Raw genomic sequence first — 13947 nt, forward strand, 5'->3', positions numbered from 1 at the left:
GCTTGTAGGTTCTGGTGCGCGGGGGGGGACTCGAACCCCCACACCATTGCTGGCGTCAGGACCTAAACCTGGTGCGTCTACCAATTTCGCCACCCGCGCTTCGCTGGAAAAAACAAAACGGGCTGCCAGTTCCGAACCCTGGCCACCCGTTTTCAATTCCGGACAACCGCCGATTTTAAGCGGGCGCGGCCGGCCGGCTTTTTGCCGGGCCGCGTCAAGGACAATCCGCCCGGTGAGACTCGACGATTCGGACCGCGCGCCCGCGGTCGACCATTACGAGAATTTCCCCGTGGCATCGTGGCTGTGCCCGCCCGCCATCCGGCCGGCGGTCGCGGCCATCTACGGCTTCGCCCGTACCGCCGACGACATCGCCGACGAAGGCGACGCCGCCCCGGCGCAGCGCCTGGCCGGGCTGGCCGCCTTGCGCGACGATCTCACCGCCTGCGCCACCGGACGCGCGCCCTCCTCCCGCTGGGCCGGCGTGTTCAGGCCGCTGGCGGCGGCGATCGCTCGGCACGACCTGCCGGTGGAGCAACTGGCCGCGCTGCTCAGCGCCTTCGAACAGGACGTGCGGCGCACCCGCGATGGCGCGGGCTACGCCAGCCGAGCCGAGTTGCTCGACTACTGCAGCCGCTCGGCCAACCCTGTGGGGCGGCTGATGTTGCACCTGGCCGACGTCCACGACGAACTCGCCCTGGCCCGCAGCGACCGCATCTGCACCGCGCTGCAACTGATCAATTTCTGGCAGGACCTCGGCGTGGACCTGCCGCGCGGGCGCTTCTACCTGCCGGCCGAGGATTGCCGCGCCCACGGCCTTGACCCGCTGGCGCCGGCCTCCTGGCCGGGGCACCCGCACGCGCCCCGCCTGGTCGAAGCCGAATGCCGCTGGGCCCGGGAACTCATGGACGAAGGCGCCGGCCTGGTGCACCAGGTCCCTGGCCGCCTGGGCTGGGAACTGCGGCTGGTGGTGCAGGGAGGGCTTCGGATCCTGGACAAAATCGAATCCGGCGGCTTCGACCCGTTCCGCCGCCGCCCTCGCCTGCACGGCCACGACGCGCCGCTGCTGCTGTGGCGCGCGGTGCGCATGAAACAATCGCGCCGATGACGCCCGAGCAATACGTGCAGGACAAAGCAGCCGCCTCGGGCAGCAGCTTCTACTACGCCTTCCTGTTTCTTCCGAAGCCCCGGCGCGCTGCCATCACCGCCTTCTACGCCTTCTGCCGCGAGGTCGATGACGTGGTCGACGAAGTGACCGATCCCGGCGTGGCCTCGACCAAGCTGGCCTGGTGGCGGCAGGAGGTGATGCAGGCCTTCGAGGGCCGACCGCAACACCCCGCCATGCGAGCCCTGATGCCCCATGCCGGCGAGTTCGGGCTGGAGCCGCGCCAGCTGCTGGCCGTGATCGACGGCTGCCAGGTCGACCTGGAGCAGACCCGCTTCCTCGATTTCCCGGCGCTGGAGCGCTATTGCCACCTCGTGGCCGGCGTGGTGGGCGAAGTGGCGGCGCGGATCTTCGGGCAGACCCAGCCTCAGACCACCGCGTACGCACACAAGCTCGGCCTGGCCTTCCAGCTCACGAACATCATCCGGGACGTCGGCGAGGACGCCATGCGCGGCCGCATCTACATCCCCGTGAGCGAACTGCAGCGGTTCGACGTCAAGGCGCACGAGATCACCCGCCGCCAGTATTCCGACCGCTTCGCCGCGCTGATGAAGTTCCAGGCCGATCGCGCGCACGCCCTCTACGACGAGGCGCTGTCGCTGCTGCCGGCGGCCGACCAGCGCAGCCAGAAGCCGGGCCTGATGATGGCCAGCATCTACCGCACGCTGCTGCGCGAGATCGAGGACGAGAACTTCCAGGTGCTGCAACAGCGCATCAGCCTGCCGCCCTTGCGGAAGTTCTGGCTGGCGTGGAAGGTGCAGGCCCTCGGCCGCTTCTGATGCGGGTCGCCGTCATCGGCGCCGGCTGGGCCGGCATCGCCGCCGCGGTGCAGGCCTGCTCGGCGGGGCACGCGGTCACGCTGTTCGAAGCGGCTCGCCAGCTGGGCGGACGGGCACGGTCGCTGTCGCTGCGGCTGACGGATGGACAGTCCACCGAAGTGGACAACGGCCAGCACATCCTGATCGGCGGGTACACCGAGACGCTGTCGCTCATGCAGCGCCTCGGCGTGGCGCCTGAGGATGCGCTGCTTGCCATGCCACTGGAGCTGCGCGGGCCGCAAGGCGAGGGCCTGTCCCTGCCCCGCTGGCCGCCGCCCGCGGACTTCGCCTGGGGCGTGCTCACCGCCAAGGGCTGGACCTTGCGCGACAAGCTCGGCCTGCTGCGCACGGCGGCGGCGTGGCGGCGCGCCGGCTTCCGCTGCGATCCCGGCGAGACCGTGCTGTCCTTGAGCCGACACCTGGGACCACGCGTGCAGGCCGACCTGGTCGAGCCCTTGTGCATATCGGCGCTGAACACGCCGCCCGACCAGGCCTGCGGCGCAGTCTTCCTGCGCGTGCTGCAAGACGCCCTCCTCGGGCCCGGCTGGGGCCGCTGGCCCGCGTCCTGGCTGCTGCTGCCCCGCCGCCCGCTCGGGGCCCTGCTGCCGCAGGCCGGCCAGCGGTGGCTGCAGGCGCACGGCGCGACGGTGCGCACCGGCCACCGGGTGCGCAACCTGGCCCGGCCGGGATCGGGCTGGCGGGTGGACGAGGAGGCCTTCGATGCCGTGGTGCTGGCCGGCGGCAGCGACGACGCGGCCCGGCTGGTGGAGGGCTGGAACCCGCAGGCGCACTGGCTCCGGCAGGCCCGCCAGCTGCGGCACCGCCCCATCGCGACGGTGTATGCACAGGGTCGTCACCGCCTGGCCCGGCCGATGGTGGCGCTGCGCAGCGCGCCGGGCGCGCCCGCGCAGTTCGTGTTCGACCGGGCCCAGCTCGGCGGGCCGGACGGGTTGCTGGCGTTCGTCGTGAGCGACAGCCAGGGCACGCGCCAGGAGATCGAAGCCGCCGTCATCGCGCAGGCCCGGGCGCTCGGCTGGGACGCACTGCGCCCGCTAGGCACGGTGGTGGAAAAGCGCGCGACCTTCGCCTGCACGCCGGGCCTGCAGCGGCCGCCCCCGCAGGTCGCCCAGGGCCTGTGGGCCTGCGGCGACTACGTGCGCGGCCCCTATCCGGCCACGCTCGAAGGCGCCGTGCGTTCGGCCGCCGAGGTGGTCGGCGATCTCACGCGCAGCGTGCCGACGACCTGACCGACCTCACCCTCGGCTGGTGAACAGGGCGCACAGCTCGGACAGGCTCGCGCATTCGAAGCCCGGCTGCTCCTGCGGATGCGGCCACAACGATGCGTTGCGATTGACCCAGACCGACTGCATGCCTGCGTTATGGGCGCCCAGCACGTCCAGCAGCACGTCATCGCCCACGTGCAGCACCTGCTCGGGTGACAGGTCGACCGCCCCAGCGGCGGCATGGAAGATCCTCGGATCAGGCTTGGCCACGCCGAACTCACGCGCGCAGATGGCCGCCCGGAAATGGCCCGCGACCCCAATGCGGGCCAGGTCGGCGTTGCCGTTGGACAGGCTCACCAGCGGGAAACGCCCGGCGAGGAACTCGATGGCCGGGAGCGCGTCCTCGAACAGCGTGACCCGTTGCCGCTCGGAAAAGAACACATCGAACGCGGTGTCGGCCAGCAGCGGGTTCTCGCCGGCGCGGTACAGCGCCATGCGGATGGACTCACGCCGCAGCGCCGACAGATCGTGCTTGAGGTCCGGCCGCTGGTGCGTCATGTGTTGACGGATCTCGCGCAGCGCCTGGGGATTCGCGAACAGCGCCGCGGCCATGGGGGCGTTGATCACCAGCCACTCGTGCAACACCTTCTCGGCTCGTTCGATGCATGGCCAGATCGGCCAGAGGGTGTCGTCCAGGTCGATCGAAATCGCCCGTACCCGCGTAAGGTCCAGCATGCGGGCGAGAATACCTGATGGCCCGCATCCTTCCGTTCCGCACCGAGCCGGCATTCACCCACGGACAGCCTGCGCTGACCGGCATCCTCTGGTGCAACCTCGGCACGCCCGACGCGCCCACGGCACCGGCGGTGCGCCGCTACTTGCGCGAGTTCCTCAGCGACCCGCGCGTCGTCGAGATCCCGCGCCTGGCGTGGCTGCCCCTGCTGCACGGGATCATCCTGCCGCTGCGTGCCTCGCGGTCGGCGGCCAAGTACACCAGCATCTGGACCCCGCAGGGCTCACCGCTCGCGGTCCACACCGAGGCGCAGGCCCGGCTGCTGGAACAGGACCTGGCCGCGCGCGGGCATCGCGTGCTCGTGCGGCACGCCATGCGCTACGGCGCACCCTCGATCGCTTCGCAGCTCGACGCGCTCAAGGCCGCCGGCGCCAATCGCGTCCTGGTGCTGCCGGCGTATCCGCAGTATTCCGGCACCACCACGGCCAGCCTGTTCGATGCGGTATCCGAATGGGCCTCGCGCACGCGCAGCCTGCCCGAGATTCGATGGGTCAACCGCTATCACGACGATGCCGGCTACATCGAGGCGCTGGCGCGTTCCATCGAACGCCATTGGCAGGCGCACGGCCGCGCGGACCACCTGGTGATGAGTTTCCACGGCGTGCCCGAGCGCACCCTCACCCTGGGCGACCCCTACCACTGCGAGTGCCGCAAGACAGGCCGGCTGCTGGCCGAGCGGCTGGGGCTGTTGCCCACCGACTGGACGCTGACCTTCCAGTCGCGGTTCGGCCGGGCCAAGTGGCTGGAGCCCTACACCGAACCCACCTTGCAGGCACTGGCGCGGCGCGGCGTGGGCCGCGTCGATGTCACATGCCCCGGCTTCACCAGCGACTGCCTGGAGACGCTGGAGGAGATCGGCATGGAAGGCCGCGAAGCTTTCCTGAAGGCTGGAGGGCGGCAATACCATGCCATTGCCTGCGTCAATGAGGATGCCGAGTGGATCGACGCCCTCGCGTCCCTGGCCGAACAGCACCTCCAGGGATGGCCCAGCCGCGAACCGATGGACGAGCCGCTTCAGGAGGCGAGCCGTGAGCGTGCCGTGGCTTCAGGCGCAGCGCGCTGAGCCGCCAGTGCTCGAGACGTCCGCCCAGGCGGGTCAGCCACGCATGAGGTTGCGCGACAGCAGCTCCTGCTTCGGGTCAACCAGGCCAAGCTGCTGACGGGCCGGTGGCAGTTGCGGGCGCGAGCCGGTCAGGCGCAGCAGCTCACGCAGCTCGCGCACGACCACCTGGTGCTCCTCGCCGGCCCGCTCGCCGAGCATCCGCTCTTGCTCGCTGAGCGTGGCCTCGAGCAGGTCCACCACCTGGCGCGGCAGGAAGAGCCCGCCATCGAGTTCGGGAATCGCCTTGGGAAGTTGTCGCATCGCTAATCTCCTTCGATGGAGACCAGCGTAGGCCGGGGTCCCCGCAGCCGTTGTCGGCGCAGCGGGCCCCGAGGCGGCTGCGGGGTCTGATGGTGGTGTCGGTCGCTGCCTACTTCGCGACCAGCTCATGGGGCTGGTGCGGCAGCGCATCATCGCGGGCCTGCGACTTGTTGGCCCCCGGCACCTTGCGCCGCGCGAACAGCGTGTACATCGTGGGGACCACGAAGATCGTCAGCAGCGTGCCCAGCGACATGCCGCCGACGATGACCCAGCCGATCTGCTGCCGGCTCTCGGCCCCGGCACCCGTGGCGATCGCCAGCGGCACGGCGCCCAGCACCATCGCGCCCGTGGTCATGAGGATGGGGCGCAGCCGCTGCGTCGAAGCCTTGACCAGCGCGTCGATCATCTCCATGCCCTGCTCGCGCAGCTGGTTGGCGAATTCGACGATCAGGATGCCGTGCTTGGTGATCAGCCCCACCAAGGTGATCAGCCCGATCTGCGAATACACGTTGAGCGAGCCGCCCGCCCACTTGAGGGCCAGGAGCGCACCGATCATCGACAGCGGCACCGACAGCATGATCACCAGGGGATCGACGAAGCTCTCGAACTGCGCGGCCAGCACCAGGAAGATGAACACCAGCGCCAGCACGAACACGATGGCCAGCGCGCCCTGCGACTTGCGGAACTCGCGCGAAGTGCCATTGAGCTCGGTGGTGTAGCCGCTCTTGAGCACCTTGGCGGCGGTGGCATCCATGAAGGTCAAGGCTTCGCCCAACGAGTAGTCGGCCGCCAGGTTGGCGGTGATGGTCGCCGAGCGGCGCTGGCCGAAGTGGTTCAGCTCGCGTGGGCTCACGCTCTCGCGCACCTTCACCAGCGACGACAGCGGGATCATCGTGTCGCCGCGTCCGCGGACCTGGATGCGCTCGATGTCCTCGGGCGTGCTGCGGCCGGCGGACTGCACCTGCACGATGACGTCGTATTGCTCGGCGTCGCGCTTGTAGCGGGTGACGTTGCGTCCTCCCAGCATGGTCTCCAGCGCGCGGGCCACGGCGTCCACGTTCACGCCCAGGTCGGCCGCCTTGTCGCGGTCGACCTCGATGCGCAGCTCGGGCTTGTTCAGCCGCAGGTCCACGTCCGGGGAGACGATGCCGGGGTTGCGGGACATCTCGTCAAGGAACTGCCGCACCACCTGGTTCAGGTTCTCGTAGCTGTCGGAGGTCTGGATCACGTAGCTCACGGGCCGCTCGCGGAAGCCCTGCCCCAGCGAAGGCGGCGTGATCACGAAGGCGTTGACCCCCGGCAGCGAGTTCAGGCGCGGCGCCAGTTCCCGCGCCATTTCGAGCGTGCTGCGCTGGCGCTGCTCCCAGTCGACCGCCCGCAGCACCACGCTGGCCTGCGACACCGTGGGATTGCCCACGTTGGCGAAGATGCGGTCGAACTCGGGATAGCGCTCGGCCATGCGCTCCAGAGCCTGGGCATAACGGTCGGTGTACGCCAGGGTCGAGCCGTCGGGTGCGCTGACGCTGGCCAGCACGGTGCCGCGGTCTTCCAGGGGTGCCAGCTCCTGCTTCATGGTGGGCCAGACCACCGCGATGCCCCAGGCACTCAAGGCCATCACACCGATCACCAGCCAGCGCGCCTGCAGCAGGTGGCCCAGCGGGCCGTGCCGTCCCTCGCGGCCGCCCCAGCGCGCCGTGACCACCCAGCGCAATGCACGGCCGTAGGCGTCGGAGACGCCGTTCAGCACCCGCTCCATCCCGCGCTCGAACCAGTTGGGCTTGGGGTTGTGGCGCAGCAGCTTGGCGCACAGCATCGGCGTGAGCGTCAACGCGACGAAGCCCGACACCACCACGGCGCCCGCCAGAGCCAGCGCGAACTCGACGAACAACCGCCCGGTGCGCCCCGGCGTGAACGCCAACGGCGCGTACACCGCGACCAGCGTGCAGGTCATGGTCACCACCGCGAAGCCGATCTCGCGCGCCCCCTTGATGGCCGCCGAAAACGGCTCCATGCCCTCCTCGATGTGGCGGTAGATGTTCTCCAGCATCACGATCGCGTCATCGACCACCAGGCCGATGGCCAGCACCAGCGCCAGCAGGGTGAGCGTGTTGATGGTGAACCCCGCCAGCGCCATCAGCGCGAACGTGCCGATCAGGCTGACCGGGATGGTGATGATGGGAATGATGGAAGCGCGCAGCGTGCGCAGGAAGACGAAGATCACCAGCGCCACCAGCACCACCGCCTCGGCGATGGTCGTGTAGACACTCTTGACCGAGCGGTCGATGAACAGCGAGTTGTCGTTGGCGATGTCGATGTTCACGCTGGGCGGCAGGTCCGCCTTCAGCCGCGGGATCATCTCGCGCACGCCCTGCGAGAGGGTCAGCGGGTTGGCCGTGGCCTGCCGGATCACGCCCGCGGAAATGGCCGGCCGGCCATTGAGACGCACCGCGCTGCGCTCGTCGGCCGGGCCTTCGCGCACCTGCGCCACGTCGCGCAGGCGCAAGGGAAAGCCATTGACGTTGCGCAGCACGATGTCGCCGAACTGGGCCGGTCGCATCAGCTCGGTCTGCGAACTGACGCTGAACTCGCGTTGCTGGGACTCGATGCGACCGGCCGGCAGCTCCAGGTTGCTGCGCCGGATGGCGTCTTCCACGTCCTGCGTGGTGAGCCGGTAGCCGGCCATCTTGTCGGCGTCGAGCCAGACGCGCATGGCGTACTTGCGCTCGCCGAAGATGCGCACGTCGGCCACGCCGGTGACGGTCTGCAGCCGCGGCTTGACCACGCGGTTGATCAGGTCGTTGAGCTGCAGCGGATTGAGCGTGTCGCTGGTGAAGGCGAGCCAGATCACCGGAAACGCATCGGCCTCGACCTTGGCGATCACCGGCTCGTCAATGGCCTGCGGCAGCCGGTTGCGCACGCGCGAGGTGCGGTCACGCACCTCCGCCGCCGCCGCATCGGCGTCCTTTTCCAGGCGGAAGCGCACCGAGATCTGGCTCTGCTCGGCCCGGCTGATGGAGGTGAGCACGTCCACCGCGTCGATGCCGGCGATCGAGTCTTCCAGCACCTTGGTCACCTGGGACTCGACCACCTCGGCCGAGGCGCCGGCATAGCGGGTGGTGACGGTGACCACCGGCTCGTCGATCTTGGGGTATTCGCGCACCGACAGTCGGTCGAAGCTCACGGCACCGATCAGCAGCACGAGCAGCGACAGCACCGTCGCCAGCACCGGACGACGGATGGAGATCTCAGGCAGTTGCATGGCGACCCTTCAGTCAGCGCGCGGGCGCGGCCGACGCGACCAGGCACGGGTTGGGGCCCGTCGCCGCCCGCGTGCCGGGCCGCCCGGGCGCGGGCGCCGGCCCCGCGCCGGCCACGCGGGCCGCCGCCGCGCCGCGCTCGGCCGGGCCATTGCCAGCCGTTCGACCGGGGGCTGCCCCAAGGGCGGCCGGACCGTTCGCCGCAGCCGCCGCGGGGCCGAGCCCGTCGCCGCCGCCGCGCCCGCCAGGGCCGCCGGGCCCGCGTCGTCCTTCCCCCCCCGGTCGCGCCAGGTCGACCACGCGCACCGGCGTGTTGTCACGCTGGATGCGCTGGTGGCCCGCCACCACCACCGTGTCGCCGGCCTCCAGGCCTGCCACGATTTCCACGCGGCCCGGCTGCCGCACGCCAACCTGGACCTCCACCCGCTGCGCGAGCTTGGCCTCCTGGTCCGGCCCGTCCACCAGGCGCCAGACGATCTGGCGCGCCCCCTGCGGCACCAGCGCCTCTTCGGGAATCACGCGCACGTTGCTGCGCTCGCTGAAGACGGCGGTGACGCGCGCGAACATGCCCGGGCGCAACTGCTGCCGGCGGTTGTCGATGCAGGCGCGCACGCCGACCGAGCGGCCGTTCGCATCGACCAGCGGATCGATCGCCTGGACCCGCGCCACGTGGCGCTCGCCCGGCAAGGCGTCCAGCGACACCATGGCGGACTGACCCGGCCGCACCTTGGCCTGGAAGCGCTCGGGCAGGCGGAAATCCACCAGGATGGCGTCGAGGTCCTCCAGGTTGACGATGTCGGCGCCGTCCTTGAGATAGTCGCCCACGTGCACGTTGCGGATGCCGGTGGTGCCGTCGAACGGCGCCACCAGGCGCAGCCGGTCGGCCTGGGCCTTGGCCAGTGCCAGCTTCGCCTGCGCCACCTGCAGGGCGGCGCCGCTCTCGTCGACCGAGCGCTGGCTGATGAACCCCTGGGTGACCAGCTCCTGGTTGCGCTTGTGGTTGGCCTGCACGATGGACAACTCGGCCTGGGCCTGCTGGATCTGCGCCCGCGGCAGTTCGTCGTCGAACTGCACCAGCAGTTGCCCGCGCCGCACGCGCTCGCCATCGCGGAAATGGATCTGGGCCACCCGGCCAGAGACCTCGGGTCGCAGCATCACGCTCTGGCGTGAGCGCAACGTTCCGACGGCCTGGGCTTCGTCGACCAGGTTGGCCAGTTCGACCCGCGCTACTTCCACGCTGGGCGAGCGCGGCGCCCCCTGGGTGGAGCCGCCAGCCCCTGCAGCGCCTGGCCCTCGGCTGGGCGGCGCCTCGGCGGCAACGGTGGAGGCCCCTCGCATGTTCTTGTTCTGATACCACCAGGCCGCACCGGAGGCCGCGGCGATACCCACGACCGCCACCACCACGTACAGGGATCTAGACGCCATTTGCACTGCTTTCGTCTGACATCGGGAGGCGCGCATGCTCGGAAGCGTGAAGGCACGTCTTCGCACCGAATCCGGCAATGTAGCAGTGGCACGGCTGTGCAGCATCGCGGGAAATCCGTATCCCCGCGCGACGTTCCGGAACGGGCCGTGTTCAGCCGCGCGCGTTCATCTCGCAGCCGCGGTTGGCCAGCCGATCGGCGCGCTCGTTGCCGGGATCGCCGTTGTGGCCACGCACCCATCGCCAGTCGATCGTGTGTCCGCCTTCCTGCACCAGCTTGTCCAGTTGCTGCCACAGCTCGACGTTCTTCACCGGCTGCTTGCTCGCCGTGCGCCAGCCCTTGGCCTTCCAGCCGGGCAGCCATTCGGTGATGCCCTTCAACACGTACTGGCTGTCCAGCCACAGGGTGACGTGGCACGGTCGCTTGAGCGCCTGCAGGGCCTGGATGACCGCGGTCAATTCCATGCGGTTGTTCGTGGTGCTGGCCTCGCCGCCGAACAGCTCTTTTTCTGTGGCCCCGGACTTGAGCAGCACGCCCCAGCCGCCCGGCCCCGGATTGCCCTTGCAGGCGCCGTCGGTGTAGATCTCGATCGAATTCAAGTCGCGTCTTTTCTATGTTGGATCTTGTGCCCGCGGTTGGTGACCGGCACCGGGGCGGTGGCCATTTTCCTCGGCCGCTTGAAGGGACTGCCCATCAGCCGCACGCCGCGGACGCGCTTGACCGCGACGACGAAATACACGGCGCCGAAGATCGGCCACCAGCGTTCGCCCAGGCGGTCCATCCACTCGTAGCGGGCCAGCCATTTTTCGGTCGACAGCGCCGGCCTCCAGCAGCCGAAGCGACCGGCTTCGACCTCGAAATTGAGCAGCCGCAGCCAGTCGCGCAGCCGGCGAGAGCCGATGAATTCGCCGGCCTCCGGCAGGAACTCGTGCCCGAAGCCCAGCTTTTGCAACGCGCGAGCCCTGCGCTGACGCAAGCCCCACAGGCTCGCCGGATTGAGGCCGCTGATCACCACCTTGCCGTCGGGCACCAACACGCGCTCGACTTCACGCAGGGTGGCGTGCGGATCCAGGCTCAGCTCGAGCGAATGGGGCAACACCACCAGGTCCAGGCTGTTGGCCTCGAACGGCAGCGCATGCGACTCGGCGACCAGGTGCGGGCGAAGGCCACGGGCCTGCTCATCGGGCTGCAGGCCCAGCCAGCGGTGTGGCATGCGGTTGCTGCGCAAGGCCTCGATATCGGGCAGGCCCAGTTGCAGCGCGTGGTAACCGAAGATGTCGCTCACGGTACCGTCGAATGCGGCCTGCTCCCAGTCCCGAAGGTACCGGCCGGGAGGGGTGTCCAACCATTGCTGCATTCCTATAATCCGCTCGCTCATGAACTTGATTCCCCTGCCCGCCTTCCAGGACAACTACTTGTGGCTGTTGCAAGACGGGCGCAGGGCCTTGGTGGTGGACCCCGGGGACGCCGAACCGGTGTTCGCCGGGTTGCAGCGGACTGCCGCGCAGCTTGAAGCGATTCTAGTCACGCACCACCATGCGGACCACACGGGTGGCGTGGCCGCGCTGCGCGAGGCCACCGGTGCGCAGGTGCACGGGCCTTCGAACGAAAAGCTCCCCGAGCCGGTCCATCGCGTCGCCCCCGGCGACACGCTACCAGTGCTGGGACTGGCGTTCCAGGTGATCGCCGTGCCCGGCCACACCGCCGGCCACATCGCCTACTACGCCCCCGATGTCGACGGCCGGCCGCTGCTCTTCTGCGGCGACACGCTGTTCTCGGGTGGCTGCGGCCGGCTGTTCGAGGGCACGCCGGCCCAGATGCTGGCATCGCTCGACGCCCTGGCCGCGCTGCCGGCCGACACACGGGTTTGTTGCGCCCACGAATACACGCTGTCCAACCTGCGCTTCGCCCTCGCCGTCGAGCCGGACAACGCCGAGTTGCAGCGCTACGCCCGCGCCTGCGAGGCGCAACGCGCCAGGGGCGAGCCCACCTTGCCCTCCACCATCGGCCAGGAGCGCCAGATCAATCCCTTCCTGCGCACCCGCGAGCCCGCCGTGGCCCGGGCCGCCCAGGCCTACAACGGCGTCGACCCGTCCGACGAGATCGGCGTGTTCGCCGCCATCCGGCAATGGAAGAACGACTATCGATGAGAAGAACTCTGCCGCTGGCCGTCCTGGCCTCGACACTGTGGCTGGCCGGATGCGCCAGCGTTCCGGGTGAGCAGGCGGCGCCCCCGGTCGCCGCGGCGAACATGGATCTCGAGGGCCCCGCCCCCGCGACGCCCGCGACGCCATCCATCCGCCCCGCCCCCACCGTGCCGGTGCCGGTGCCGGCGACGCAGGCGCCCCCCTTGCGCGCGCTCCCCGGCGCCGAGCCGCTGCGGCCGATCACCGTGGCCGAGCTGGCCTCGGATAACGTGGCCACGATGGAGCCACCGGCCGACCTGTGGCAGCGCATCCGCTCCGGATTCAAGCTGCCCGATCTCGAAGGCGGCCTGGTGCGCCAGCACGAGCAGTGGTACTCCAGCCGGCCCGACTACATCCAGCGCATGACCGAGCGCTCGCGCAAGTACCTCTTCCACATCGTCGAGGAACTGGAGCGTCGTGGCATGCCCACCGAACTCGCGCTGCTGCCCTACATCGAGAGCGCCTTCAACCCGCAGGCCGTCTCCAGCGCCCGGGCGGCGGGCATGTGGCAGTTCATGCCGGCCACGGGCATCGACTTCGACCTGCGGCAGAACATGTTCCGCGACGACCGCCGCGACGTGCTGGCGTCCACCCGCGCGGCGCTCGACTATCTGCAGATGCTGCACAACATGTTCGGCGACTGGCACCTGGCGCTGGCGGCCTACAACTGGGGCCAGGGCAATGTGGGGCGTGCGATCCAGCGCAACCAGCGGGCCGGCCAGGGCACCTCGTACACCGAGCTGCACATGCCCACCGAGACGCGCCACTACGTCCCCAAGCTGCAGGCGGTCAAGAACATCGTCTTCAACCCGGACAACTACCGCACCGAGCTGCCGGTCATCGAGAACCACCCGTATTTCCAGGAAGTGGACATCACGCGCGACATCGACGTCGAACTCGCGGCCAAGCTGGCGGACGTGCGGCTGGAAGACTTCAAGGCGCTCAACCCGTCGCTGAACCGGCCGGTGATCCTGGCCGCCGGCACGCCGCAGATCCTGCTGCCCTGGGACAACGCCAAGGTCTTCCGGACCAACCTCGCCGCCTACACGGCCGGGCAGTACGCCAGCTGGACCACGTGGACCGCCCCGGCGACCATGAGCGTGGGCGAAGCAGCCCGCCGCGTCGGCATGAGCGAGGCCGATTTCCGCAGCGTCAACGCCATCCCCCCGCGCATGCTGATCAGGGCGGGCTCCGTGGTGCTCGCACCGCGCAGCGAGACCGTGCGAGCCGACGTTCCGGGCCGCGTGGCGGACAACGCCCAGCTGCACCTGGCCCCCGAGGTGCTCACCCGCCGCACGGTGGTGAAGGCGCGCAAGGGCGACACCGTGACTCGCCTCGCCGCTCGTTATCGCCTCAAGGCATCCGATGTCGCCGATTGGAACGACCTGGCCGCCAGCGCCGCGCTGAAGACCGGGGCATCGGTGGTGCTGCACCTGCCGGTTCGCGCCACGTCGGGCCGCCGCGCCACAAGCACCGCCCGCAGCAGCCGGAAGGCCGCCCCGGCGCAGGCGCGCAGCTCCAAGAAGGTCGCGCCGCGCGTCGCCCGGGGGAGGTGACCCCCCTGCGGAAGTGCCGGCTTCGCCTCCCCTTCGGAGCCGGCGAAGCCGGTTCTGCGGCGGCACCGGAAGGGCCGGCCACCGCACGCCGGCCGCTGCGCGCCAGCCTCTGTGGGTCGCCCGTGCGCAGAGCGTGGTGGTGTTTGCGAACGGCCTGATCGCGTC

General features: G+C 70.0%; 12 protein-coding genes and 1 tRNA gene. 6 read left to right on the forward strand and 7 right to left on the reverse strand.

Features of this window, described 5'->3' with window-relative positions; genetic code table 11:
* Window positions 1-12: 12 nt before the first annotated feature.
* Window positions 13-99 (reverse strand) — tRNA-Leu (locus JI739_RS05540).
* Between the two features lie 133 nt (window positions 100-232).
* Here JI739_RS05540 and hpnC point away from each other — a divergent pair.
* From hpnC to hpnE, 3 genes are read left to right on the forward strand one after another with little or no spacing between them, the layout of a single operon-like run.
* On the forward strand, window positions 233-1105 hold the full coding sequence (gene hpnC / locus JI739_RS05545) for a squalene synthase HpnC (RefSeq protein ID WP_201682807.1): 873 nt from the start codon (window positions 233-235) through the stop codon (window positions 1103-1105).
* Window positions 1102-1941: a presqualene diphosphate synthase HpnD gene (gene hpnD / locus JI739_RS05550; RefSeq protein ID WP_201682808.1), complete on the forward strand. Its 840-nt coding sequence runs from the start codon at window positions 1102-1104 to the stop codon at window positions 1939-1941. Before hpnC ends, hpnD begins: the two co-directional genes overlap by 4 nt.
* A complete protein-coding gene (gene hpnE, locus JI739_RS05555; protein WP_201682809.1) occupies window positions 1941-3227 on the forward strand; it encodes a hydroxysqualene dehydroxylase HpnE in 1287 nt (428 codons plus the stop codon). The genes hpnD and hpnE overlap by 1 nt, the downstream gene beginning before the upstream one ends.
* Window positions 3228-3233: 6 nt before the next feature.
* Here hpnE and JI739_RS05560 read toward each other — a convergent pair whose 3' ends face one another.
* Entirely contained in the window at window positions 3234-3938 is a 705-nt protein-coding gene (locus JI739_RS05560; protein ID WP_201682810.1) for an HAD family hydrolase, read from the reverse strand.
* A gap of 17 nt (window positions 3939-3955) precedes the next feature.
* Here JI739_RS05560 and hemH point away from each other — a divergent pair, with 17 nt between their 5' ends.
* The gene (hemH, locus tag JI739_RS05565; RefSeq protein ID WP_201682811.1) at window positions 3956-5059 is read left to right on the forward strand and encodes a ferrochelatase; all 1104 of its coding nucleotides are present in this window, start codon (window positions 3956-3958) and stop codon (window positions 5057-5059) included.
* Between the two features lie 33 nt (window positions 5060-5092).
* Here hemH and JI739_RS05570 read toward each other — a convergent pair whose 3' ends face one another.
* From JI739_RS05570 to JI739_RS05590, 5 genes are all read right to left on the reverse strand, one after another.
* Window positions 5093-5359 carry a hypothetical protein gene (locus JI739_RS05570; RefSeq protein WP_201682812.1) on the reverse strand — a complete coding sequence of 89 codons (267 nt, stop codon included), beginning with the start codon at window positions 5357-5359 and terminating at the stop codon, window positions 5093-5095.
* 109 nt (window positions 5360-5468) lie between these two features.
* The gene (locus JI739_RS05575) at window positions 5469-8618 is read right to left on the reverse strand and encodes an efflux RND transporter permease subunit (protein ID WP_201682813.1); all 3150 of its coding nucleotides are present in this window, start codon (window positions 8616-8618) and stop codon (window positions 5469-5471) included.
* 13 nt (window positions 8619-8631) lie between these two features.
* Window positions 8632-10041 (reverse strand): efflux RND transporter periplasmic adaptor subunit, encoded by a 1410-nt coding sequence (locus JI739_RS05580; protein ID WP_201682814.1) that lies wholly within the window; start codon window positions 10039-10041, stop codon window positions 8632-8634.
* A 151-nt stretch (window positions 10042-10192) separates the two neighbouring features.
* The gene (gene rnhA, locus JI739_RS05585) at window positions 10193-10639 is read right to left on the reverse strand and encodes a ribonuclease HI (RefSeq protein ID WP_201682815.1); all 447 of its coding nucleotides are present in this window, start codon (window positions 10637-10639) and stop codon (window positions 10193-10195) included.
* Window positions 10636-11397 carry a class I SAM-dependent methyltransferase gene (locus tag JI739_RS05590; RefSeq protein WP_201682816.1) on the reverse strand — a complete coding sequence of 254 codons (762 nt, stop codon included), beginning with the start codon at window positions 11395-11397 and terminating at the stop codon, window positions 10636-10638. Before JI739_RS05590 ends, rnhA begins: the two co-directional genes overlap by 4 nt.
* A 19-nt stretch (window positions 11398-11416) precedes the next feature.
* Between JI739_RS05590 and gloB the strand changes: the two genes are divergently transcribed.
* On the forward strand, window positions 11417-12190 hold the full coding sequence (gloB, locus tag JI739_RS05595) for a hydroxyacylglutathione hydrolase (RefSeq protein WP_201682817.1): 774 nt from the start codon (window positions 11417-11419) through the stop codon (window positions 12188-12190).
* The gene (locus tag JI739_RS05600) at window positions 12187-13782 is read left to right on the forward strand and encodes a transglycosylase SLT domain-containing protein (protein ID WP_201682818.1); all 1596 of its coding nucleotides are present in this window, start codon (window positions 12187-12189) and stop codon (window positions 13780-13782) included. The genes gloB and JI739_RS05600 overlap by 4 nt, the downstream gene beginning before the upstream one ends.
* Window positions 13783-13947: the final 165 nt, after the last annotated feature.

Origin of the sequence: Ramlibacter aurantiacus, from assembly GCF_016722895.1 — a bacterium.
In the GTDB taxonomy this organism is placed as follows: domain Bacteria; phylum Pseudomonadota; class Gammaproteobacteria; order Burkholderiales; family Burkholderiaceae_C; genus Ramlibacter; species Ramlibacter aurantiacus.

Excerpts from the sequence above, each read along its gene's own strand:
- hpnD (WP_201682808.1), top strand. The coding sequence starts at position 1,102 with ATGACGCCCGAGCAATACGTGCAGGACAAAGCAGCCGCCTCGGGCAGC.
- hpnE (WP_201682809.1), top strand. The coding sequence starts at position 1,941 with ATGCGGGTCGCCGTCATCGGCGCCGGCTGGGCCGGCATCGCCGCCGCG.
- JI739_RS05560 (WP_201682810.1), bottom strand. The coding sequence starts at position 3,938 with ATGCTGGACCTTACGCGGGTACGGGCGATTTCGATCGACCTGGACGAC.
- hemH (WP_201682811.1), top strand. The coding sequence starts at position 3,956 with ATGGCCCGCATCCTTCCGTTCCGCACCGAGCCGGCATTCACCCACGGA.
- JI739_RS05570 (WP_201682812.1), bottom strand. The coding sequence starts at position 5,359 with ATGCGACAACTTCCCAAGGCGATTCCCGAACTCGATGGCGGGCTCTTC.
- JI739_RS05575 (WP_201682813.1), bottom strand. The coding sequence starts at position 8,618 with ATGCAACTGCCTGAGATCTCCATCCGTCGTCCGGTGCTGGCGACGGTG.
- JI739_RS05580 (WP_201682814.1), bottom strand. The coding sequence starts at position 10,041 with ATGGCGTCTAGATCCCTGTACGTGGTGGTGGCGGTCGTGGGTATCGCC.
- JI739_RS05590 (WP_201682816.1), bottom strand. The coding sequence starts at position 11,397 with ATGCAGCAATGGTTGGACACCCCTCCCGGCCGGTACCTTCGGGACTGG.
- gloB (WP_201682817.1), top strand. The coding sequence starts at position 11,417 with ATGAACTTGATTCCCCTGCCCGCCTTCCAGGACAACTACTTGTGGCTG.
- JI739_RS05600 (WP_201682818.1), top strand. The coding sequence starts at position 12,187 with ATGAGAAGAACTCTGCCGCTGGCCGTCCTGGCCTCGACACTGTGGCTG.